Source organism: Paenibacillus sp. GYB006 (assembly GCF_036577645.1).
GTDB lineage: Bacteria > Bacillota > Bacilli > Paenibacillales > Paenibacillaceae > Paenibacillus.
Genome location: NZ_JARBDA010000004.1, coordinates 106705 through 130653, shown reverse-complemented (window position 1 = coordinate 130653; position 23949 = coordinate 106705). Strand labels below are relative to the sequence as shown.

31 protein-coding genes and 1 pseudogene are annotated in these 23949 nt (G+C 36.6%); 1 reads left to right on the top strand and 31 read right to left on the bottom strand.

What is annotated here, in order from left to right:
- Positions 1–33: 33 nt before the first annotated feature.
- The 24 genes and pseudogenes from PV403_RS11720 to PV403_RS11605 all read right to left on the bottom strand — a co-directional run bounded on the left by PV403_RS11720 (position 34) and on the right by PV403_RS11605 (position 16557).
- On the bottom strand, positions 34–675 hold the full coding sequence (locus PV403_RS11720; RefSeq protein ID WP_332084705.1) for an HAD family hydrolase: 642 nt from the start codon (positions 673–675) through the stop codon (positions 34–36).
- A 209-nt stretch (positions 676–884) separates the two neighbouring features.
- The gene (locus PV403_RS11715; protein WP_332084704.1) at positions 885–1124 is read right to left on the bottom strand and encodes a hypothetical protein; all 240 of its coding nucleotides are present in this window, start codon (positions 1122–1124) and stop codon (positions 885–887) included.
- A gap of 129 nt (positions 1125–1253) precedes the next feature.
- The gene (locus PV403_RS11710; RefSeq protein ID WP_332084703.1) at positions 1254–1559 is read right to left on the bottom strand and encodes a hypothetical protein; all 306 of its coding nucleotides are present in this window, start codon (positions 1557–1559) and stop codon (positions 1254–1256) included.
- A gap of 359 nt (positions 1560–1918) precedes the next feature.
- Positions 1919–2509 carry a hypothetical protein gene (locus PV403_RS11705; RefSeq protein WP_332084702.1) on the bottom strand — a complete coding sequence of 197 codons (591 nt, stop codon included), beginning with the start codon at positions 2507–2509 and terminating at the stop codon, positions 1919–1921.
- Between the two features lie 209 nt (positions 2510–2718).
- Positions 2719–3210, bottom strand: coding sequence for a GNAT family N-acetyltransferase (locus PV403_RS11700; RefSeq protein ID WP_332084701.1), 492 nt, complete (start codon positions 3208–3210; stop codon positions 2719–2721).
- A gap of 27 nt (positions 3211–3237) precedes the next feature.
- The gene (locus tag PV403_RS11695; RefSeq protein ID WP_332084699.1) at positions 3238–3462 is read right to left on the bottom strand and encodes a VOC family protein; all 225 of its coding nucleotides are present in this window, start codon (positions 3460–3462) and stop codon (positions 3238–3240) included.
- Between the two features lie 30 nt (positions 3463–3492).
- The gene (locus PV403_RS11690) at positions 3493–3624 is read right to left on the bottom strand and encodes a VOC family protein (protein WP_332084698.1); all 132 of its coding nucleotides are present in this window, start codon (positions 3622–3624) and stop codon (positions 3493–3495) included.
- 488 nt (positions 3625–4112) lie between these two features.
- Entirely contained in the window at positions 4113–4823 is a 711-nt protein-coding gene (locus PV403_RS11685; protein WP_332084696.1) for a nucleoside deaminase, read from the bottom strand.
- A 164-nt stretch (positions 4824–4987) separates the two neighbouring features.
- Entirely contained in the window at positions 4988–5545 is a 558-nt protein-coding gene (locus PV403_RS11680; protein WP_332084992.1) for a shikimate kinase, read from the bottom strand.
- Between the two features lie 233 nt (positions 5546–5778).
- Positions 5779–6591, bottom strand: coding sequence for a DUF2785 domain-containing protein (locus tag PV403_RS11675; protein ID WP_332084695.1), 813 nt, complete (start codon positions 6589–6591; stop codon positions 5779–5781).
- Positions 6592–6781: 190 nt separating this feature from the next.
- The gene (locus tag PV403_RS11670) at positions 6782–7549 is read right to left on the bottom strand and encodes a nucleotidyltransferase (RefSeq protein WP_332084694.1); all 768 of its coding nucleotides are present in this window, start codon (positions 7547–7549) and stop codon (positions 6782–6784) included.
- 98 nt (positions 7550–7647) lie between these two features.
- Positions 7648–8199 carry a hypothetical protein gene (locus PV403_RS11665; RefSeq protein WP_332084693.1) on the bottom strand — a complete coding sequence of 184 codons (552 nt, stop codon included), beginning with the start codon at positions 8197–8199 and terminating at the stop codon, positions 7648–7650.
- Positions 8200–9049: 850 nt separating this feature from the next.
- Positions 9050–9676, bottom strand: a complete 627-nt coding sequence (locus PV403_RS11660; RefSeq protein ID WP_332084692.1) for a Type 1 glutamine amidotransferase-like domain-containing protein — start codon at positions 9674–9676, stop codon at positions 9050–9052.
- A gap of 265 nt (positions 9677–9941) precedes the next feature.
- Positions 9942–10325: a hypothetical protein gene (locus PV403_RS11655; protein WP_332084691.1), complete on the bottom strand. Its 384-nt coding sequence runs from the start codon at positions 10323–10325 to the stop codon at positions 9942–9944.
- 208 nt (positions 10326–10533) lie between these two features.
- A complete protein-coding gene (locus tag PV403_RS11650) occupies positions 10534–10929 on the bottom strand; it encodes an ASCH domain-containing protein (protein WP_332084690.1) in 396 nt (131 codons plus the stop codon).
- Positions 10930–11292: 363 nt separating this feature from the next.
- Positions 11293–11541 carry a hypothetical protein gene (locus tag PV403_RS11645; RefSeq protein WP_332084689.1) on the bottom strand — a complete coding sequence of 83 codons (249 nt, stop codon included), beginning with the start codon at positions 11539–11541 and terminating at the stop codon, positions 11293–11295.
- Between the two features lie 239 nt (positions 11542–11780).
- Positions 11781–12236 carry a hypothetical protein gene (locus PV403_RS11640; RefSeq protein WP_332084688.1) on the bottom strand — a complete coding sequence of 152 codons (456 nt, stop codon included), beginning with the start codon at positions 12234–12236 and terminating at the stop codon, positions 11781–11783.
- Positions 12237–12334: 98 nt separating this feature from the next.
- Complete coding sequence (locus tag PV403_RS11635; RefSeq protein WP_283771291.1) at positions 12335–12469, bottom strand: hypothetical protein; 135 nt, start codon at positions 12467–12469, stop codon at positions 12335–12337.
- A 193-nt stretch (positions 12470–12662) separates the two neighbouring features.
- Positions 12663–13046: a hypothetical protein gene (locus PV403_RS11630; protein ID WP_213533647.1), complete on the bottom strand. Its 384-nt coding sequence runs from the start codon at positions 13044–13046 to the stop codon at positions 12663–12665.
- Positions 13047–13211: 165 nt separating this feature from the next.
- The gene (locus tag PV403_RS11625; protein WP_213533895.1) at positions 13212–13757 is read right to left on the bottom strand and encodes a GNAT family N-acetyltransferase; all 546 of its coding nucleotides are present in this window, start codon (positions 13755–13757) and stop codon (positions 13212–13214) included.
- A 228-nt stretch (positions 13758–13985) separates the two neighbouring features.
- Positions 13986–14330: pseudogene (locus PV403_RS11620) on the bottom strand (cupin domain-containing protein).
- 274 nt (positions 14331–14604) lie between these two features.
- Positions 14605–15186 carry a DJ-1/PfpI family protein gene (locus tag PV403_RS11615; RefSeq protein WP_213533645.1) on the bottom strand — a complete coding sequence of 194 codons (582 nt, stop codon included), beginning with the start codon at positions 15184–15186 and terminating at the stop codon, positions 14605–14607.
- 225 nt (positions 15187–15411) lie between these two features.
- The gene (locus PV403_RS11610; RefSeq protein WP_213533643.1) at positions 15412–15912 is read right to left on the bottom strand and encodes a HEAT repeat domain-containing protein; all 501 of its coding nucleotides are present in this window, start codon (positions 15910–15912) and stop codon (positions 15412–15414) included.
- Between the two features lie 225 nt (positions 15913–16137).
- Positions 16138–16557 (bottom strand): hypothetical protein, encoded by a 420-nt coding sequence (locus PV403_RS11605; protein WP_213533641.1) that lies wholly within the window; start codon positions 16555–16557, stop codon positions 16138–16140.
- A gap of 308 nt (positions 16558–16865) precedes the next feature.
- On the opposite strand from PV403_RS11605, the gene PV403_RS11600 reads away from it, so the two are divergent.
- Positions 16866–17126, top strand: coding sequence for a hypothetical protein (locus tag PV403_RS11600; protein ID WP_213533639.1), 261 nt, complete (start codon positions 16866–16868; stop codon positions 17124–17126).
- A gap of 609 nt (positions 17127–17735) precedes the next feature.
- On the opposite strand, the gene PV403_RS11595 is transcribed toward PV403_RS11600, so the two are convergent.
- The 7 genes from PV403_RS11595 to PV403_RS11565 form a co-directional block, all read right to left on the bottom strand.
- On the bottom strand, positions 17736–18575 hold the full coding sequence (locus PV403_RS11595) for a phosphotransferase family protein (protein ID WP_213533637.1): 840 nt from the start codon (positions 18573–18575) through the stop codon (positions 17736–17738).
- A gap of 325 nt (positions 18576–18900) precedes the next feature.
- A complete protein-coding gene (locus tag PV403_RS11590; protein ID WP_213533635.1) occupies positions 18901–19629 on the bottom strand; it encodes a DinB family protein in 729 nt (242 codons plus the stop codon).
- Positions 19630–19922: 293 nt separating this feature from the next.
- Positions 19923–20300, bottom strand: coding sequence for a type II toxin-antitoxin system death-on-curing family toxin (locus tag PV403_RS11585; RefSeq protein ID WP_213533633.1), 378 nt, complete (start codon positions 20298–20300; stop codon positions 19923–19925).
- Positions 20297–20470, bottom strand: a complete 174-nt coding sequence (locus PV403_RS11580) for a DUF2281 domain-containing protein (protein WP_213533631.1) — start codon at positions 20468–20470, stop codon at positions 20297–20299. Before PV403_RS11580 ends, PV403_RS11585 begins: the two co-directional genes overlap by 4 nt.
- Positions 20471–20743: 273 nt before the next feature.
- Positions 20744–21325 carry a hypothetical protein gene (locus PV403_RS11575; protein WP_332084687.1) on the bottom strand — a complete coding sequence of 194 codons (582 nt, stop codon included), beginning with the start codon at positions 21323–21325 and terminating at the stop codon, positions 20744–20746.
- Between the two features lie 273 nt (positions 21326–21598).
- Positions 21599–22702, bottom strand: coding sequence for a hypothetical protein (locus PV403_RS11570; RefSeq protein ID WP_213533627.1), 1104 nt, complete (start codon positions 22700–22702; stop codon positions 21599–21601).
- A gap of 394 nt (positions 22703–23096) precedes the next feature.
- Positions 23097–23939 (bottom strand): pentapeptide repeat-containing protein, encoded by an 843-nt coding sequence (locus PV403_RS11565; RefSeq protein WP_332084686.1) that lies wholly within the window; start codon positions 23937–23939, stop codon positions 23097–23099.
- Between the last annotated feature and the right edge of the window lie 10 nt (positions 23940–23949).

Here is a 23949-nt window from a genome sequence, read left to right as displayed (position 1 = left end):
AAAATGAAATATCCTGCCTCGTCACAAACCTGCTCAGATTTGACTCAGGATAATATCCTTTAGTTCAATCAGTGTCTTAATTCGGTAACTGGCCTGGGAGAAGTCATGTGTTTTTGTGAAATCGTTATGGACAATAGCACAGTCGATACCAGCCGCTATGGCAGAGTTCAGCCCTCTGTTCGAATCCTCTACAACCAGAGTCTCTTCTTTAGTAGCACCGAAACGCTTTAGGCCGGTCAAGTATGGTTCCGGGTGTGGCTTGGTGTGCTCGTAATCTTCGCGAACAAGGACGAATTCCATGAATTGTCTGATTTGGCGCTTTTCGTGGATAAGTTGAAAATCAGCATGTTTTGCAGTAGTAACAATGGCCATGCGGACGTACTTTGACAGTTCGGCTAGAGTTTCAATTACACCCTCAATCTCTATAGCTTCTGTTCTTAGATATTCCTGATAATAGACGTTACGGACATCACGCTGCTTGCTGATGGTCTGTTCATCAATATCTGCCGCCCTAGCCTGGGACCAAGTGCCCAATGACTGGGTCATGTCACGGAGGTATTGATCTTTGTCCAAGGTAAATCCAATATCGGCCAGAGCGCGTTCTCCCGCTTTGTAATACCAAAATTCAGTATCAACCAAAACACCATCATGATCGAAGAGTATATACTTTTTCATTGTTTCGTCTCCTTTGTTAGTTGCGGCAACCATGCGGCCATCACGTTTCATATAAGATTCTATTGTTCACGACGTCCCACCGGCTTATGGACTGAAGGGTCCAGCTGCGCTTGCAAAGTTAGCCGGTGCGGATGTTTCAGCCTGAATCTGCTACTACGAAATGCCTCGGGCGGACCGAAGGTCGAACGGACTGAAGCATGAACATGTTGTTACAGGATGCCAGCTCCTTCTATTCTTGTAATATGCCATACATGCCAAGCAATAGAGTTTTTCGTATCCAGAACTACCACAGGATACCTACGAAATGTCTCTTCATTAATTTCTTTAACTAGTTCATCTTCAAGTGTAGAAATAACTGAATGATTCATATCTGCGGGACTGCCACTTCTTGCTAACCAAGGGGCATAGCCTGCAGCGTAGATACGATCTGTTATAGGGTGTCTGTGCATTCTTCGATACCCTCATTATCAGTTATATTCACTAATCGTTACCCTTTAGCTTAACGAGCGTAGACCATTTAACTAATAAAAAAACACGTTATCTTTGACAAAGCAAAATAAACGTGTTTTTTATTTATTTTATGCAAAAAAAGGAATGATGCCTAAAATCGGATAAACTATTGCATAGTATTGTAGGGGGATAAAAAATAGTGTATGTCGATTTCCTATTTTGAACCGCTCTCCTGTTCTTTCATTCATGAAAATTTCATCTTTATCTCTATTCAAACGCTTACCGATAAACCATATAAGTATAGCGGATAAGGTTAATCCGATAAAGTAAAACCATTGGAAATTTTCATCATTAAATCCTAATGAAGCAAGTAGACCAACTATTAGTACAGGAAAAATGATACCGATAATTCCCCATCCTCGCCAAAAAATCATTACGTTCATCCTTTCCTAAGTAAATTTACTATTATGTATCTATTTTCCATATAAAATTATACTTTCTACATAATAAATAAATCAAGAGGTTTATCCCGCCTGTTCAACATTGATGCGAATAGATCTTGATACTTTCTTATTGAATATTTATTACTTGCACCGATTTCTTATAACATTATTGTATCTACGAATCCGAGAGGCTTATGCGCGTAAGCGCCGGGTCCGGCGGACTTAACCTCGCAGGGTTGTCTGCTGATATCGTTTGCCCGAATCACATCAGACCAAGGGCTGAACGGCCTTCAGCGTAGATACTATGTTATAAGATGTCCTCGCCTTTCTCGAACCCACATAATGAATTTCTATCTACCTAATGTTATTATTTCTCCTTTTTCGTTTACTCCTCTAAATATAAATCCTCCAACATCCTTTGAATATAATTCTAAGTATGATGCAGCGAAACCATCTTCTAATTTTAATTCGAGAAATACCGTTGAGTTTTCTTTTATTTCTTCAAGATCATCTAATATTACGTTATCGATATTATCATTACTTACAATTACTCTCTTAATTTCAGGGTTTTCTGACTCGACCGCAATCATTGTTTCGTAAAGCTCATTTGAATTTAAACTCGCCGACCATGTCCGTTTAATGTCTCCCTCTTTTCCAATCAGAGGTGTCATGAAATATAACTCAGCAATATTAGATACGTGATAAAACATACCCAATTTAAATCCTATTAGTTTTACATAGTTAACATCGCTAGTCTTCAAGATAATTATTTTCTTGTTTTCGTATTCTTTTTCATATATTACATCACCGTTTTTATAAGGATATGAGTCCCTAATAGCCTTACTCTCTGTAATATAAAACCCAGAATTATTAAATAAATAATTAATCAGTAATAATAAAACGATTAGTAGGATCGATCTTCGTATGATTTTACGGTACATATATACTCCCTTCATTTATGGGTTTGCAGGGATTTCTTATAACTATTTCGTATTCACGAACCCGAGAGACTTAAAGTGGTGGAGCCACCGCTACGTCTCACCTTAAGGCGCGCAAGGTTGTCCGCCGATGCCACTTTCGCACTAGCCGGACCTAAGCGTGAATATGATGTTAGGCGATGCCGTACTGAATTAGCCCTCAATAAATGCCTTTAATTTCTTGTGCTAAATTCTTGTATATATTTTTTCCGGTCTTGTACATATTGTTCAGTGTAATTAGTTCCTTTAAAACCTTCTATTACATTTTTCCAAAATATCCTTGCCGGAAGATTGTTCTCCATTTGCGAAATCTTCCAATTTGCTTTGTACATCTTAAATGCTTCTATTGCTGCTTTACGACCTATACCCGATCTTCTGTATTTCTGTAAAACCATAAAATCGTATATCACATGAGTCGGATCTGGATCGGTATCCATATTCTCGAAAAGGACTACTATAAAACCAACGATTATACCTGCTACTTCTATAAAAAATGGATTCCACCTTTCGTCACCTTCCCAATAATAATCTATGTTTACTTCAAATTTTCCGTTTCTATTTACATCTCGACCTGTATATTTACTGAAGTCATACTCATACAGTTCATATAAATTAATTAGTATACTTTTATTTTCAGGATTTACTGGTACAAGTTTTAACTGCATGTTCGCATCTAACTCCTTTTTGTTTTTTCAATGCACTTGCATACAGGCCATAAGAATATTCCCGTCCGGATCACTAAAACAAAAAGAAGCTAAGTCAGGAAACTCTTCAATTTCTGTTGTAATTTCGGCTTTTAACTCTTCTTTCACAAATTGGTATTCTTTATAAATATCTTTGGTATTCAAGTTAAACAAGGGCTGATTAGATGGTTGAAATTCATAAACCTCATCCCAACAATGGTTATCCAGTGTCAACCCTGGAAGTGAATCACCCATACTAAATGTTTATACAGGTCCTGAATGGTTTTCGGTATGTACTTCTATGTTTAACAGTTTACTATACCATTCGATCGATCTTTCAAGATCAGTGACATGAACAAAGACTGTTCCGAACTTACTATGAATTGGACTTTTCATAATTATTCCTCCATACGATTTGATATTTACGATTTACAGGTTTTGGGCCAGTTTATTATAACGTTTTTGTATCAATAACCCGAGAGGCTTAAGGCGCAACGCGTCGGGTCCGACGGACTTATGCCAGTGCAGGGTTGTCAGGCTACTTCCCTTCCCCTAAATCCCTTTGCCAAACCGAAGGCCGAATCAAAATGATCTATAATAAATCCGCTTTTTTGATCCCACTCTTGAAAAAACAGTTCCGCTAGAGCTTAAACTACATCCCGCAACAGTAACCATAAAGAGACCGACCTGTTTAGCTCTTATGGGTTTTCGGGTGGTTTCATATAACGTTCCTGTATATACGACGCGAGCCGGCCTTAGATAGCTCCTATCTTAGGCCGGCTCGTATGTCGTCCGATTATCTACCATGATTATACATCTGACGACCAAGGGGCGTAAGCCACAGCGTAAATACATTGTTATATGAAGGAACCGAGTCCTTTTAGTTAACTATCTAGAGTCTTAATTTCTTTTAATATCTCATTAATAATCACACCTATCGGAACTTTATTTCTCAATGCTTCTTGTAATCTACCTTCTTTATACCACTTTATTCCTAGTTCGGTAGCTTCGGGGTAGTTTATTCTGTACTTATCCAAAAATCTGATTGCTTGATCTCTCCCTAAAGTCCTTATTACATGATCAGTTCTTAATACGCGTTGTATCTCCCCTAAATATTTCCTGTCGCACTTTATATCAAGATTTCTTGACTTTATAAATGAGTTTTCAGAATAAATCAAATTTACCCCACCTGCGATCGGATCTGTTGCAGCAAATCTTACTTTCCTAACTCCCGACATAATTATTGCGCCAAAGCAAAGTACACATGGTTCTGTAGTTGTATAAAGTGTATACCCCTTAAAATCATTCGACTCTAAAATATCTAGTTGTAATAATGCATTGATCTCTGCATGGGCGAGCCTGTTTGAGCAGGTTTGCTTGATAGGAGCACTTGCTTCGTTGATTCTATTTCTACCTCGACTAATTACTTCATTATTTGAATTAACTATAACTGCACCAATGGGAAATGAACCGTGAGCATATGCTTCCCACGCTTCTTCAAAACTAGCTTTCCAAGAATCTGATAGTGTTTCCCACACATTTAACACCCCATAATTACCGTATTCGGTTCTTTCATATAACGTTCTTGTATTCAAGAACCCTCACTGGCTTAAGCCGGGTACGACAACTTAGCCAGTTCAGAGTTGGACGGCTGCCCCACTTCTCCGAAATCCTCAAGCGAGACCGGGGACCGAATGGTCCGATGCGTGAACATGTTGTTATGAGATATAGCATCCACTTGAATTACTTACACACGCACTTATAAATGGAATTTGTTCTTAATAATTCCTGCGACTTCATCAGCACTTAAATTAGTATTATCAATTCTCAAATAGTTTTCTCTTGTGATTTCTCCTTTATGGGAGTTGAGTCTATGTTTTTTCATCGTGTTGATCAAGTCCATTTCAGATTGTTCAACATTTCTTTTTGTTGCTTTTTGATCGAGTCTAAAAGCCGTTGCATTTCGTGTTATTCTTTCTTCTATATTTGCCTCTAATTCAACGAGATAGATTTCGGCACCTTTCGATTCAAAAATATCACACGTTTGTTTAACAAATTCCCAATCTGCTTGAAGATCGAATCCCCATACGTAAGTAAAAATAAGCCCATATTGATTACTATTTGAGAACGATTCAAAGAACTCTCTTCTTACGATTTCAGATAGTCTCCATGTGTCGCTACTGAAACCAAAGAAGGGATGGAACAACTCGATCGACATGTGATTGTGAAATAACTTCAATTCGGTTATTTTCGTTAATTCATGACCAACAGTCATCTTACCGACGGCTTGGGGTCCAAATAACAATATGAACTTAATAATAATCACTCCTTCTCTTAAGATCTTGCCCCAATTACATATAACGTTGTTGTATTCACGTACCCGTGAGGATTAAGGCAGCAACGCTACTGGGTCGTTGACTTAACCTCGCAGGGTTATCGCCTGTGTTTATTTCCTGGCACTATCCCCTACGGGCGAATCAAGGAGAAGAAGCGACGCGGCGCGAATGAGGGTCTTATCGGATGTACGAAAGTTCTTCGATTTAGCTAGATTTAGATTTGTTTTAATGTTTTTACTATTTCATTTGTTATAACCTCAGACCCACTAACATCCAGTAATTTAAAATAGACACTACGCAAAAGATTTTTTGTATTTCCTCTCTTTATATCATCTTGAGGATATATGTCTAATCTTTTAAAGCCACCAAGTTGTTGCACCCAATTAAGTAAAATATCCTTCTTTAGAATATTACGCTTTACAATTTGAATGACTACTTCTGCCATCCTTTCATCTTCACCGTTTATAAAATAATAGTTATTAACACAACCCTTTTCTCCTATCAACTCTAAAATACACAATAAATGTTCAGAAGAATAATAGGACGCAGCCGTAATCGAAACTAAAGCATCAGCTGCATGTGCAATCGAATGTGCCCATCCCTTATCTAATATATATCCTCTAAAATCCTTCTCACGTTCGAAATACAAGGTTACTCTCGAGTATATATATTCATAATCAGATTCAGTTAAATAATTGAAGATATCGTTATAATGTAAAGCTAGTGGTATAAACAGGGCTGAAAAGGAACGTGTAAATACTGTATCTTGATCGATATCACCTATTCCATGGAATAAATGATCATCATCCAAAGTCACATATAACAATTGTCTTACTAAATCTATACTTAGTTCTTGATCCATTATCCATCTATATAAAGTTCCATAAATGAGCTTATCTCTTAATTCATCATCAATCGACCCAATGTGTTGAATCATTTCTTGGACTAGATGTTTCATGTCTGTTCCTTTAGGTGTTTTAAAATTATTATTTTGTACATCTCTTAGAAGATCTTTTATTTTGTTCATGTACCTCTCCTTCTTATAAATTTCACACGAATTTCCGATAACGTTTTGTATTGAAGAATGTCTTGTCCCCTAAGAGTCGCTGCTTAAAGCTTAGGCTAACCGAACACCTAATGCAGTGAAGTCCCAACGGGCTTAGGGGGCTGACTGTAGTCAATCGTTTCTCAGAGTAACTTTGGGCGTAAATCCATTGTTACTCGAAGGATTTTCTGGAAGCAGCCATTGTATTTAAGGCGTTCTCAAAATAGCTATATACTTCATCTGCAATTCCCAGAAACTCTTCAACAAGTACATTACTATCCAAGTAACAAGCATACAGATACTCAACTAAAGCGGAGTCAATCTCGCAATAGTTTAATATTGTATTCTTCATCGTACTAATGTCATCTTGCCATTCACCTGTATCTTCCAAAACCAAAGAGTATAATGCTCGAATTAATCTCTTAGAGTGACCTTTGATATATCTAGTTTTCAACATGTTATCACTAGCATTAGAAAGTGCACTATGTATACGATTTACTTCCTCCTTGGTCTCTCTATTTAAGTCTAAAATGAACTCTGGAGAAATAACGATCGGCGGTACGTTTTCACCAATGTCATGACCATACATGCAAACACAAATGATCTTAACCCAAAAACCCCACTCATTTGGTTTATTTAATACATCGTCAATCGAGCAAATTATCGTATCAATCTTAGTTACTACTGGATATTCTTCCAATAGCCTGTCTTTAATATTTGATAATCTTTCGTAATCAATATCTTTGGGATTTACACATACAATAGTAAAGTCTGCATCTGACTTAAAAGGTACAGCAATTCCTTTTGGAATCGAGCCACACATATAAATGCTATGAATCTTACCTTTAAATTCGGTAAGTATATTATCTATATACTTATCAACCAAATCCTTATATTCACTTTGTATTACAACTTTACTTATAACTTTTTCTAATATCATATAGACTCCTCCTAAACTAAGTTGGCACTGTTAGATTATAGTGTTGTTATTTATAAAAATAATAAGCACCCAGAGATAAGGTACTTATTATCATACTGTTACACAGTTTTAGATTTTCTTTGAATAACATTTTTTGTGTATAGATAACCGATGAAGATTGTTGTGACAATTGGTATATACGTAAGCAGTACATTTTTATACGTTAAATCTCTAATCATCGAATATTCTCCCCATTCTAACCAAATACGCAATCCAAGTCCTATCATATTGGTAAAACCGATTCCAAAAAGTATAACTATTGATTTTCTTCTTGTTGTAGCACATAAAGCAAATCCAAGTATGAAGTAACAATAAATTATAACAACGTTTAATATTGATAATTCATAACTTAATGGAAATAAGGATATTGCTTCAAAAATCAAGAAAAATATCACAATTGAAAGTATTATACGTCTATTATTCTTTGACATCAATTCTATTGTTGCTAATATTTCTTTCATTAATATCTCCCACCATTTTGATTCTTTGTATTTTATTATACTAAAGACTTCTACCCTATAACCATTTATTTCAGTAAAACTGCCATCAATTGCGTCAAACTTGTTGATCTTATAATCACTACCGAATATCTCTTCAATATGTTCTAACAAGAATTCAACATTTCTTTTCGTTTCTATCTCCTCAGTCAATATCGACTTTGGGAATTTCACATAACGTTCAAGTATTCACGAACTCTCACTGGCTTAAGCGCGCAGCGCAGGTTCGACGGACTTAGCCAGTGCAGGGTTGTCGCCTGGCTCAATCTCTCCGAAATTCCTCTCGGCGACCGATGGCGACCGCTATATGCGTGAAGATGTTGTTAGGCGCTGTCATTGACTACAAAGATAAACTAAAATTGATTTAGGCTTGGTTTTTCTGATATTTTCTAATTTTCTTCTATACTAACTTGCTCTTAATCTATAACCTCTCGTAATCAAAACTGTTCCATGCTAAAAAGATACAAATTACTACAACGGAAAAAAAGATTATAGAAACCTTTAGATTTCTACGAAAAATAATGCCAAATGCACAGAAAAAAATTGCGGTAGCCATTTTAGCCAGACTTTGAAAATTAGTATTATAGGAAAAAAATGAACTACTAAATACAATTGAAATTATTAATGTTGAAACAGTCAGACACTTAAACCATACAGGCTCGTTCATCCATAATCGGAACAAAAATTTGATCTTTTGCATCGTAGCATCACCTTTCTCGATATTTTTTCTTTTGAGTATTATTTTTGAACGAAGATTTGCATCTGTCTTTTTCAAAGATTTTCATGATCCGAGAGGCTTAAAGGTGCGTAGCGACTGGGTCGAAGACTTAGCCTCGCAGAGGTTGTCTGCTGGATACTACTTCCTCGAAATCCTTCTGCAGACTTAGGGGCGTATCCCCCCAACGTGAATATGTTGTTAGCAGTTATGGTCTTCTTTGAGCTGCTTTCAATGAATTTACGACTTTCAATGTGCTTGGTTCATTAAGATTGAGATATATTCTTCTTCTTTAAGCCTTGTCACCTTACAGTTCTCATTGGATTCAAATTCTACTATTCTCTCTTCAATTTTTTTATTAGTATTATCTTTAAATATGTCCTCTCTATCATAGTGAGGAAAAATAAGCTTGTCGGTTACACCTAATGCCTTAAAATCCGTTAAATCTATTGTGTTCATCTGTGGAGTAAAGAAATCGACAATGTTAATATTCGGTCCCAGTAATAACGCTCCAGCACTTACTCCAACTATAATTACATTCTGTTCAGCCAGTGTTTTAATAATTTCATCTGCACCACTTTTCTTAGCGTAATACAATAATGTAAATGGATTTCCACCATTGATATATATAACATCTCTATGTATGAGAATTTTCGGGTCATCAAATTCTATATCTACAAAATTAATATGCTGAAATCTCATGTCCTTGAAATCTTGCATTGCCCTTTGTGCATATCTATTATTTTCTTTCATAGGGGATCCTGTTGTAATAATAGCGACCTTTAATTGAGAAATATCTCTATCAATAAAATCCAGAAATTGATTTTTAATATCTTCAGTATAAAAACCACAAGAGGTTAGTAATAAGCTACTCATTGAAATCCCCGTCCTTAGATAGTTTATCTAATCTTTATAATTAATATTAAGCATTCCTCTGATTTATGTTAACGTTTCCGTGTTCACGACGTCCTACCACCCTAAAGAACGAAGTGACTGGTCGCGATGCGGTTGGGTGGTTCGGATGTGTCCTGGCAGCTACTTTTCCGACTTTCCTTCAGGGACCGAGAGGCGTATGCCCCGATGCTTGAACACATTGTTAGAAGATGTCGATGACCTCTTAGAGTACACCTACAAATATTGGTTATCCAATTGCTACAATAATACTTGTTATGAGCAGTAACAAAGATACAGGCCCCCAAATTCTCCTTTCCCATACGCTCCTTGTAATAAAGTTCAGTATTGTTGCGACTATCGAAAAACAAACAACCAACCAGATAGCTGTTTTTGTGAAAGTGTTCCATCCAGGAAATATTAGATCTGCTTTACTTAGTACAATAAAGGCAATGAATGTTAGAATAATAGCCTGAATTATAGAAGCTACACGCATAGCGGGTGGATATTTACCAGGATACTTCCCCCCCATTGCATACCTTCCCCAAGGCATTCCCGCTGCTAACATTAGTTGGAATATAATCACAACCCCAATTAATGTAGAAAATAATAATGCAGATTCCAATGAAAACATATTCTAACCACCCTCTTTTTTTTATTTCTATTATTGAAGCCTGTAACCTAAAGCCAAGGTTGAGACCATGAAAATCTTCTAGAAGAAGTGAACCACCAGTGAATGTATTGTTTATCAAAACAAAAATACAAATGGTGTGTGAATGCTTTGTTATCTGTAGTGCTTTACCTCATGAATTCGCGTTGAAATTTTTATTTTAAATTTATTATTACTGTTTCTCCACTATCGATATTAGTTTAAAATGTTCTACAACAATTATGGTTTCATTTGTTAAACTTAGGCCTTCATTGCTCAAAGGCTCTTCCCAGCAAAAATTATGATCATTATAAAACTCTTCTATAGATAAACAATTTTCGCCCTTAGCAATTCTATCATCAACTAAGCCATAAGGAATTTCATAGTTTTCTGTAATCTCTATAGTACATCTTTGATTCCCTCTTCTATCAAATACTGCTACTAAATCACCAATAACAGTTGGCTCCTCTATTGGATCATCATAGTACCAGACTTTTGGTGTACAGGTAACGGTTTTCGCCCCTAAAATCACTTCACTTATAAGTCTATCGTCGTTCTCGTCCTTACCCCAGAATATTATTTTTTTCATTTTTTCACCTCATTATTTTTCCTATAACAATTAATCAATTTTTCAATTACTGATTGTTTTAATAAGTTTGAGTATTTCAGATAGCATTCTCGTATTCACATCGTCCCCACCGATTTAATACTTCTAAGCAGCCGTCCGCGTGCGGTTAGTCGGTGCGGATGTATTCTCCTGATTCGCTTCCTCTGACGGATCAAGGATCGGATTAAGCCGATCCGCTGTGTGTATATTGTGTAATGATTGTCGAAGTCTTCTCGATTCACTTACACAAATTATTCTACGTCATTTACATTTCCATTAAGCTTTTTATATCTTTCCATTCAGAGATCAACCTGATTTTATTAACCTATACAATAATTTTGCATATCATTCGTGACTCTTATATTTTGCAATTTCCTCTATTCTTTTTCTCATTTCTATGTCCTCAAGTCTTAACTTATTTAATTCAAATTTTGATGCCTTTATTACAAATAAAAGCCCTAAGCCTATTACCATTATGATTATTCCTTTTACCGAAAAGGATAAAGAATTCAATGAATGATATAAGAACAATAGACTTCCAAATACTATAAATAAAATGGATATAGCATAGGCTTTCTTAAACGAATCGAACATTAAATTCCTCCTGTCTTGAACTTTATTAGCTCTTGTCTCAACTGCACATAACGTTTTTGTATCTACGAACCCGAGAGGCTTAAGGCGCGAATGCTCCGGGTTCGACGGGCTTAGCCAGTATGAATTCTACTAATTGGAAATCTCTTCACGACGTAACTCCCGGGACCGAGGACAGCTTGTCCCGCCAATGCGTGAATACACTGTTAGCTGGTGTTAACGTCTTCCTCGAACCACAATTATTATTCTTGTAATCTCTCCTTTAAGAAAGAAACGATTACCAATTTTTCATCTTCCTTATAGTTATTGCATTTACTCAGTTCAAAAGTATAATGATCTTCCAATTCTCTAATATCTATTCCTTTACAAATATATTCCTTCTTTCCCGTATTAGAGCTCATTCCATCCCTTGTATTATCCACCGTCCAGTATATTTCTCTTCCGTTTGACATCACATCATGTATCCAATAACCTCCATCAATTACTGGAGGAATTAACATCAAATTATCTCCCTTTCCCTCTTTGAATCTATTAGCCAGAACTTCTAGTCGTTTAAAATCTTTTCTATCAAAGTTGACCAAGAAAAATTCATTCCTTGATTCTTCTGTAGTACTTTTATCTTTATTTGTAATTATTAATGCAATTATCAGAACAAGAATTATGGTAAGTAATATATAATTTAGTAGTCTATGACTCATAATTATTTTTACCTTTCCGTTAATTTTGGCTAACGTTCTGTATTCACGACGTCCGACGCAGTCGAATTTGTCCGGTCTACTTCAACTTCCACATTCACTTAATTTTCATCTCGTATTTTCTGATTTATTTCATCCAAAGATCTTTGAATCGATTCCATTCTTCTTAATGCTGAATTTTGATTTCCAATAACACCAGCAAATCCTATTACTACAACGACAATCATAAATACCATATTAGTCCTCCTAGTTTGATTAAACTCACTCTCTTAGGAATTTCACCTAACGTTCTTGCATTCACGAACCTCCGCAGGCGGTTATCCGCTGAACATGTTTCCACGAAACATCTCTGCGGACTAAGGGTCGTATGACCCGCTGTGTGAATGATCTGTTAACAGATGTCATTGCCTTCTTTAGCTACATTCACTATCAATCACTTATCAACCAAGTCTTTGCTTCCTCTGGATCTGAGAAATATGATACAGGGTATGCTAGCTTTAAATTCTTTATTTTGCGCTTTAACTTCCATTTACCTATACTTGAAAGTCCAACAAATGAGATTTTCGTTACATAGCCATTTAAATTATTTAGATTGTTCACAAGCTCTTGAAGAACTATATCTGTTGTAGATGTTTCATACAGATCAATCCATATTCTCAGTTTTTTATTCGCTTTAAAAATAAATTCTTCTTCCAATCTCATTAATTCAAAAAGTTCTTCATATTTTTTATACTTACTTCCATATTTAAGACAATGGATTTCTCCACCCTTATAATAATATGGAAAAAGTGAACCTCCGGGCGACTTTATCATTTAGGTCACTCCTTTAGTTAGTTTTGAATGTTAGCTGGATGGTTTCAGATAACGTTCCTGTATTCAAGACCCAGTGAATGGTGGGTGTCTGGCAAATGCCGGTCCAAGGGCGTATGCCCGCAGCGCTAATATTTTATTAGATGATGTCATATGCCTTATTTAATCTTATTTACTTCTCCATTCACTTGCTTTTAATCCGTAGATTATTCGGTTTAGATTCCTACCTTGAATATATTCATAATCTCTCAATTCACCTTCTTGTTTAAATCCTAATTTCTCAGGAATTGCACGACTTCTTCTATTTTCTGTTGCTGCTCCTATTTCAATTTTATTTAATTTATATTTGTCGAAAGCATGATTGATAAGTTCTATAACTGACTTCGTAATGAGTCCTTTTCCCTCGTATTCTTTACCTAACCAATATCCAATTTCCGTCTTCTTATTCTCTTTATCTATGTATAGGTATCCGATAGATCCAACTAATTGATCTTCATTCCATATACCTAACCAGTACCCTTCCTCTTTGGCGTAACTGATTCGTGTTCTTTCAATGAACGCTTGAGAATCTTCTACTTTTAAAGTCATACTCGGAAATTTCAACCATTCCCCAATATGCTCCCTATTTCTATTAATCAATTTATATAACTTGTCTGCATCTTGAATCTCTAAAAGTGATAAATAAGAAAGATCATCAATTTTGTATGTAAACATAATTATTTTCTCCTCGTTTTCTTTGATTGATTTTGTCATATGATTTCATCTAACGTTCTTATATTCAACAAACGCCCTAGCCTTAGATAGCTCTTATCTTAGGCAGGGCGTTTGTTGTCTGAGATTCTTCCATGATTATACATCTGATAACCGAGGGGCGATAGCCCTGAAGCGTGAATATTCTGTTAGACGTAGTTTCTGGCATCTTCGAAATTGCATAAAACAAGATCATTCTTCTGATATTATTCTATCACCTGTAGTTGTTGGCTGAGAAATTACTAAGAATTCTATTGTATCTTCAGAATTATTTAATACTTGATGTGCTGTCATGGGTGGAACTTCGATTCCTTCCTAACATAATAATTCAAATACTAGTCCATTGATCTCATTAGTTGCTTTACCTGATAGGATAAAAAAGAATAGTCTTGATCTATTATGATAATGTCTAATTTCTCTTGCACTTGGAGGCATTCTTTCATGAATAATACTTAAATCTCCTTTTCTCACAAGGTGCCAACCATCACAATTAATTCCCCAGCTATAATGTTCGCCTGTTTGTTTACTTATCTTCATCTTTAGGTTTATTTCTTTCATGTTTGTTTGGTTATAGTACTTAAATGATCCTATAGGAATTACGTCTAACGTTCCGTGCTCACGACGTCCCACCACCTTAAGGCTCCGTAGGAACCGGTCGCGACTCGGTTGGTGGCGGGATGTGTCCGACTAATTCTGCTTCACTGCTATTCAGATGCCTAATTGTTTCCTCTTAAAACTCCGTTTCGGATTGAGGGCGAATGCCCGATACGTGAATAGTATGTTATAGGAAGCATCTGCATTCTTCGATATACTAAACTTCAATAATGCCTACATGAACATACGGATAATCCATTTGTTTCTTAATATTCTCTATTTGTTCGCTCCCTAAAAAATGTTCAATGACATATAACCCCAGATCTATAGACGTAGAAACACCACCGCCGGTTATTACATTGCCATCACGAACTATTCTTGTTTTAATCACTTCTTTACAATACGGTTCCAATAATTCATAAGAAAATGGATGTGTTGTGGCCTTTCTGTTGTGTAAGAACCCCGCAGCTCCAAGTAGTAAAGAGCCAGTACATACTGAAATTTTGTATTCGACATTCTGTGCTTTCTTTAACCAATTAATAAATTCTTCATCATATCTTAGTGCTCTAGTTCCTAATCCACCAGGAACAAACAACATATCATATTCCGATAAATCTGGGTTCACTCGATTTACTTTTACCGTCACTCCAAGTTCATCCGTTATCTCTTCTTTAAGCCCACACATATCCCAACAGGAATCCTTAGTAGCTTCAAAATGTTTAAGTCTAGTAATGACATCATAGAATCCTATTAAATCTAAAAATGTAATTCCATCGAATAGAATGAATGCTATCTTCATTGAATCACTCCCAATTTAATATGATTGCAGGTATTTCCTATCACGTTTTCGCATTCATGAACCAGAGAGGCTTAAGGCGCTCGCGCCAGGTCGTAGACTTAGCCTCGCAGGGTTTATCGCTTGAATCCTCTTCTCGTTTATTCTTCGTTAGGCGATCCAAGGGCCGAATTGTCTATTGCTTAAATTCTATGTTATGTGAAGTTTATGCCACCCTGAGTTAATATACTAATCACTTTCATTTATATTGTTAATTAATTCAATTATCTCTTGATCCGTTTCAATATGTTGGCGATCCCTTAACATTTTTTGAGCTATTGCACTGTTTATTTCGCTGAGTGCCACAACAGCATGGTACCTTATATCGGCGTTTTGATTATTTAAAAGGACTGAGAGAGGGAGAACCAGATCATCATTTGGATAATAAGAAGCTACTTGTACCGACCAATATATAACTCCTATATTACGGCTCTCTAAAGCATCTATTAAATGTCGCAACACTTGTTCCTCACTACATTTCAATAGAACATCTTCAATAAGTTGGTATACTCCAAAACCACTGCCCATACCGAATGAATTGAGAAAAAGTGGAATACAATCTGGGGATGGGTTGTTTAAAAAGTAACGTCGTACTTCTTCATATTTACTAACAGTCTCTTCATCCAACAGTTCATCATCAGGTAGAGGTTGATGTTCTTTTAAGAAATTAATGGCATTGTAGTAATTCAAAATCTCACCTTCTACTTTGGGTCTAATTTTCATAGCAGGAATTTCACATAACGTTTGTGCATTCCTGACGTTCAAGCAGCTTAAGTGACCGTAGGGAACGGGTCTTCAGACTTAGCTGATTGAATGTATCGCCTAAGTAATCTTCTTGAAAATCCTTCTAGGCAATCAAGGGCGAATTGCACGCAGTAGGTATGTAGTGTTAGACGAAGCATGCCTGAGAAACTTTCACAATTGCATTTCCATCACATTCATAGTTTTGACATCTAATACCTCCCATTTTAAGATTGACTTTTTAACTAATGTAAAAAGTAATGAGCCTACATATATATTCTCGATTTGGTTATCGTTTCTATATTGAAATATCTCAAATTGCACTAACAATTCTTCTTTATTTCCGTCATTAGAAATTTTATTTATATTTATTTTAGGTTCACTAAGATTATTTTCATTAGAAAAAGTAATCATCTTTTTTATTGAATTCAACTGTTCGTTACTCAACCCTATTCCTTTTATATTTCCCTTGTCTACATTCTCTATTAATGTGTTTACCGTTTTTACCGTTGCATTATTGATGTAAATATAAAAAGTAAGACCACCTACGACGAAGATCATAATAACTAAAAAGATAAATAACCTCTTTTTCATATTACCTCCGATGATATAGCTAAATTTTGTTTCATATATCCTCTAATGTTCCATCTAACGTTCTTGTGTTCCTGAACCCGAGAGGTTTAAAGGAGCGTAGCGACTGGGTGGCTCCGCCACTTAGCCTCGCAGGGTTGTCTGCCTGATGATCTCCTTTTGGATACCTTCGGGCAGACCAAGGAGCGAATGCGACTCAGCAGGAAAACGGTGTTATACGCTGGTTCGTTATTCTTCGAACTCACTATCATTGCTTGTTCTTACATAGGGAATTTATAAGTCTTTTCGGAGGTTTTCGGAGGTGTTTATGTATGAAATGGAGTCATATCCGTAAGATACATCCTAATCGTTTGGTATTAGTTGAAGCACTTACCATTCATTCTAATAATAACAAAAGAACTATTGAAGAAATGTCAGTTTTTTCTGAATATGACGACCCTAAACATGCATGGGCCTCTTATAAAGAACTTCATTTGTCAGAGCCTGTTAGGGAACTCTATATATTCCACACTGGAAATGAATTCATTGAAGTTATTGAGCAACCCTTTACAGGAATTAGAGGTCTTCGATGAAAATACATCTTGTAAATGGTCTGCCTAATGTTTCTCTTCCTCTATCTTACAAGAATAAATCAACGCTTCTCAATAATGTCTTACTGGATACTGGATGCTCCACAACTATCTTTGATACTGATAATCTTGTTGAACCTATTGCCTGGATATAGACTTTATCAACGGAAAGTCGGTTCGGATGTATGGTGTAGGTGGCTCAAGTGAGTTGTGTTACCAACAGATTGTCTCAGACCTCTCTACTGATAGCATCCAATTTACTATCCAACTAGGACTTACAAAAGAACCTTATGGTTTCGATGCAATATTGGGTGTCGACTTTTTTTATAAATATGGGTTGAAAATCGATTTTGAAAATTTAGTTATCTCATAAAGGTTTAACGAACTTGCGTATAACGTATTCGTATCCACAACGTCCCACCGACTTAAGGCTGCGAATGCAGTGGGGCGCGATGCACTTAGCCGTTGCGGATGTGTCCACTTAATATGCTTCCTGCCGATTACTTCCTGTGGACCGAGGGGCGACAGCCCCGAATGCGTTAATGCATAGTTAAAGGATGCCAGCGTATTCTTCGAAGTACTAACATTATTCAACTATCATTCTTCGTCAACTTATATTTCACGCAAGGAATTGGCCAACATATTACGGATCATTGTAGCTAATCTGGCAACTTGTTCGTTCGGTAAGGCACCTGACGCGATGGATCGTGCGGCGGCCGGAACATACCATGATCTTATTTCTTCCTCTGTTACTCCTGACAACTTACAATACTCGTCCATAAAAATGTGATAAGCTTCTTGCCGTGAAGTCCGGAAGAACATATCGACAGCAGCAGGAGTTTCCAGTGGCAAGACAGCATATTCGATTATCACGCAAACTTCCGCAACATCCGCTGCTGGGTTTCCAAGCGAGGCATGCATCCAATCGATCATAACTGGTTTGTTGTCTCCGTCTCTCAAAATCAGATTGCTCAGATTCGTATCCCCTTGACAAAGCTGTCGTTTAGCAGGTAAACGGTCAAGATATTCATGGATGGCCCTTATTTCTTCTTTGGTAAACAATGCAGGATGGCCAATAATAGTTTTTAAATTCTTCTTTTGATCGGTTTCAATGTCATGGGTGATTGTCTTATGAATATCATTGAGCAATCTAGCGAATAATCGTAATTCGTTGTCCACCTTTTGGAAAGTATATAACCTTTCAAATATACGATTGACGAGCGTTTCCCCAACTATCTTTTCAAAAACAATTCCGTGACGGCCTTCCCAAATTACTTGTTCGAACGGTCGGGGAACTGGCAGTCCGCTCTTCCAAGCCACGGAGCTTTTGTTATATTCAAGCTGTACGGATTTCAACGGTGTGTTTACATGAAACAATTTAACGACTTTATCGTCGCCATCCCATTCATACACTTCACAACTCGACCCTGTTGCTATAAATTTTCCAATCATCGTTTATATGCCTCCACGTCATGCGATTTCACAATTGAGTTGTATTGTTATGTAAATTTATTTCATTTAACGTAACTGCCCTTTCCTCGATTAGAAAAACAACTAAGAATAAAATGGTGTTTTTGAACTTTTACGCTGATTCCCTATAACGTTGTTGTGTTCCCGACGCCTCACCAACTTAAGCCCCATAGGGGCGGCCGCCACGCGGTTAGGGAGTTGGATGTGTCCGGCTGATTCTGCTCCCCTGTATCTGTGTTTACTCCCACGAATTGACTTCTACTTCTGTCGGACCGAGGGCCGAATGGCCCGATGCGTGAATACTTTGTTATAGGATGCCAGCGTCTTCTTCGAAATTCTGATAACCCTTATTTTTTTGAATTCTTTGTTTGATTCTGATCGATTTATTCAAATGTAGAAATATATGCCTTGTCGCAGGCATTAGTATTAATCCAGCTGTAGTCTTATTCCCCCAATATTCAAGCAACCAAGAGGCTTCTTTCTTTACTGCATTTTGCTCTTTAAGAATATTAATTCTTCTCGTATCTACTTTGTTTCTAAATTCACCTGGCAATAAATTAGATACAATTTCTCGAGTTTTTTGTCCTACTTCGATTCTATATTCCAATAATGCATTAATATCAATATTCTCACTTAGATCAGCAATTTCAATTTCTGTCATTTCGTTTCCCGAATGCGGATAATCTACTTTAAGTTTCTTAGCCCAATTATCGGTGTATAATACTTGATCACCTTCAGCTACGAGAATATTCATTGTCATATCTTCAATACGTGTAACATGCCACACATGCCATACAATAGAGTTCCGTGTATCAGGTGCTGTAATAGGATACTTACGGTATGATTCCTCCAGTAAATCCTTTAATAAATCATCTTCAAGAGTAGCAACTGGTGAATTGCTCATTTTTGATGAATGTAACAGACTATGTTGACTCAAGAAAAGTTCTTTTGAATTTTGATGTTCACTTGGTTTTAGAATAATATTGGTTAGTTTCTTATGATTTTCATTCCATTGCTTTCTTTGGCTCAAGTCCAAAATAATCCGTCCCTTTATTAAGATTTCTTTGTTGAGATTTTCTGTTATAATGCTTTATGCTGATTTCCTATAACGTTGCTGTATCTACGAACCCGAGAGGCTTAAGGCGCATCGCGGCGGGTCCGACGGACTTAGCCTCGCAGGGTTGTGAGCTGATTCGGCTTCTCTGCCTACCACTTCCGCGAACCAAGGGCCGAACGGCCCGCAGCGTAGATACTATGTTAGATGATGTACTGGCCTTCTTTGGTGTACTTACAGAATTCACGATTATGTAAAAAAACATCAAGTACTTTCTATACTCGATGTTCTTCTATCCATTGTTCAATATTTTCTTCTTTAATTTTACCTTCTGCAGTCTCTAATCCTAATTTAATTAATTCTTTTTGCTCGTATTTTAAAGTAACTCCATTTAAACGTAATAAAAGCAATATTGTCGCTACTCCTATACGTTTATTCCCGTCAATAAATCCATGGTTCTTTATTAATGCATATCCAATCACAGATATTTTCCTTATAGTGCCTTCATAGAGCTCCTGACCATCATAAGTTGCTTCTGCTTTTCTTAAAGCACTTTCAATTATACCACGATCCCTAACTCCGTCCGAACCACCTGTTGCCATAACAATCTTTGCATGGAATTGAATAAGCTGTTCTAGACTAATATTCTTCATTTGGCTAATTCCCTAAGCGCTTCATTGTTTTCATTAATAATATCATCCATAAGTGACTCCATTTGCTGATTACTTCGGTTCTTTAGAAATTCAACAAAATCAATCACCTCAATCTTCTTATCTTCAGGCAATGCTAAAAAATCTTGAATTAGTTTTTCTTCAATGCTCATCACAATAACCTCCTCTTTGTCTTCATTATATACCATGGCGTGATTATCCTTAACATCTTACCTTATAATTGCCGGTATTTCATCCAACGTTTCCATGTTCACGACGTCCCACCACCTTAAGGTCCGTAGGACAGGCCGCGATGCGGTTAGGTGGTGCGGATGTGTCCCGGCAACAGCTTCATCGACTTTTCTTCCGGGAGCGAGGCGGCTTGCCCGCCGATGCGTGAACACATTGTTATCAGATGTTATATGCCCTCTCTGAATCAACTTACATTAATCTATATCAACTATTTTCCAACCGGTTTTGTTAGTATTTTGCAAAGCAAAATTATTGTCATATTCTTGATATTTAACTCTTACTATTATGGTTTCAGTTATTTTATCCTTAGATACATAGTCGTACTCTGTTTGGTAGTTCATTTCTTCAATTGACAATTCCTTGAATCTATCAGATTGAATAAACTCAGCCCTACTCTCATAAAGATGAGTTGCAGTGATTTTCTTAAGTTTTATAAGATCTTTGCTATTCATTGAAGAAAAATAGATTTGAATTACTTCGAACACATCAAGAGGTATTCTCACGTCATATTTAATTTGGTTTTCTTGAATCGATAATTCACGTTTATATCTTTGCAATTCTTGATTTTCTTCAGTCAATTGAGTTGTAATTAGAGTTTGTTCATTTAATTGTTCTTTTAGAGCTTTAATTTCAGTTACTAGTTCTTGATTTTCAGAAATCAATCTCTCATTATCAATTAATAGTGATTGCAAATTCTTATCATTATCGTTATCGTTACATCCAACTATTGAAACAAGGAATACTAATAACAATACGAGTCTAATATATTGCTTCATAGAACCACCTTCCATCGTCACTTGCATATGATTTCTGATAACGTTCGCGTATCCACGACGTCCCACCGACTTAAGGCTGCGAATGTAGCCGGGCGCGATGCGCTTAGTCGGTGCGGATGTGTCCGCTGAACCCGCTTCCATGTCGATCGCTACTTGCGGACCGAAGGCCGACAGGCCCGATCCGTGGATATGATGTTTGATGATGGAATGCCTTTCTTCCTCGAATAAAGACAGGACGTCGACCCTCATAATCTTTTTACTTTGTATATTTTATTATTCAGATTTTAATAATTCAGACGTTTTAGAGGTACTCATTGCCTCATTTACTTTCTCAATAATATTTTGATTGATACATAGTTTATTAATTGCATCTTCCTCTTTAATTGCATTCTTCATTACGTATCCATCAAGTAATATTGAAGCAAAACACTGTGCATCAACAGCTTGCTTCCTTTCAAGGCCAAAAGGTATTGTTCCATAACTATGTGCTGCAGAGTTTCTAAGCTCAAATAAATAATAGTAGAAATCAATATATGTAGTACCAGACTTTCGAAAAGTATCATCTGCATTTATACCAAACTGATCAACCCACTTTTGTTTATGTTCTAATAACCGTCCTCTATTTTCCCTTCCTGGCGGTTTTCCAATCAGGGCTTCAACACATCTACACGCCTGTACGATTGCGGTTTCATATACAGAAATTACATTAGCTTGCTCCCATATATCTGGTTCATGACTTGTATGCTTCTTGTACGGATATCTATCCAACTCACATATTAAACAACAATAGTGAATTTGCATTGAAGAATAAAAAATACTCATTGCAGTAAATGCCTTATCATCTCGTAATAACAGCTCCATAATTGGGGAGAGAAGACAAAGTTCAGTAAGCTTCAAAATAGTACCATTTAGTAATCCATATTTATCAGAGTTACGATATAATTCCTGATCAAATATTGATTTATTAGGATCAAAATAATAGCACCATCTATATTCTAATTCCATTGTGTGCTCAAAATCTCTTGAGTAAGAATACGCAAGTTGAATAATAACCCCAACATTCTTCCAGAAGTTAATGTTCTTCACATTACTCGAGACCAACGAGACTAACGCAGTATCTGTATCCTTTGAATGAGTCCATATGAATAATTCTTCATCATTACATTTCATTATCTGAACAAAATCATAGACTTGTGGCATAAAACTATTCTCAAACTTAATTCCTTGAATAAATACATGATTGCAAACTTCATTAGGGACATCAGTAGGATAACGTTTATTAAGATATTCTTGTTGCTCTTGATACTGTTCCATAAATTTTGATATATTTTCTAATCTCTGTTCCTTCTCTTTATTCTTAATATTATCTTCTTTCACTTTAGCACCTCATTCACTTACAAGTCGCAAATATTGGAAAGCCATCATGTAGTTATTACATATTTTCTCGTCAAGCAACAGGATGTTGAGAATGAAATCTATTCCAAGGATTTAAGGCATTCTTGCATCTAACTTCTTTATCTACGAACTTCGTAAATAAACTGTAATAACAAATATCTATGAACTTCACACATATCGACTACTCACGAACATACATGTACCATTAAATTATAACTTAATTTGGGATATTTGTTATAAACTTTCTTCCATCCCCTCTATCACACTACAAAAACGATCTATTTATGCCTTACATAACAAAAACACAAAGAACCCCAAAGCTATACCTCCAGGGTTCTTCATTCGGTATCCTTTTTTCAAAAAAAACTTTTCCATCTTACTCCACCCAATGCGCCGGAATCTTTAGATAAGATGGAAGCTTAGTAGATGAATCTCCTTTAGCAGCATTCACTTGGACCTGTGTAAGAAAGATACAGCCTGTCAGATCTGCACCACTTACGTCGGCATCTCTCAGATCTGCGCCGATCAGATCGGTAACTCTCATATCAGCTCCTCTTAGATCAGCGGCAATGAGTAGTGCGCCTCTGAGGTCAGATCCTGAAAGGTTAGCACCTTTTAGATTCGCGCCGATAAAATCACTTCTCCGCGTCTTTTTCGGACTCTTTTTCTTCTGTATCTGGGAACGGACACGTTCACTCGTTAGTATAAGCAGCTTATTCACGTTTGCTCTTAGCTCGGGTACATTTATTCGAAGTATGTTCTCCGGACTTTCCCGAGTCAGTCTTTCACATTCTTCAATTTGAACCCGAAGTTCATTATGAAAAGGAGTGGTCACTTCAAGAGCAAGAGCTTCGTGTAAATACCATAACATTTCTTGTATTTGCTGCACGATGGGGAATACAGCAAACATTTCCTCGGCTGTTGCCGGATGACTCCTCCAGTCCTTGCCGTTATATATGACTTGTGAGACTTTCTGACCTGCACCAAAACAATCATACACGGTACAACCTTTTAATCCCTTTTCTCTAAGATCCTGATGAATCCCGCATCGATAGTCCGCGCGTAAGTTCGTGCAAGGCGTACCACCGTCTTTATCAAAAGCAAAATCGGCAGATTTCGCAAAAGGCAAAGCCGTGCAGCATAATCCAAAACATTGATTACAGTCGGCTCTCACAGAATCCAAAGAATCATAATCACTTATAGCTAACGTATGTGACACACGGCACACC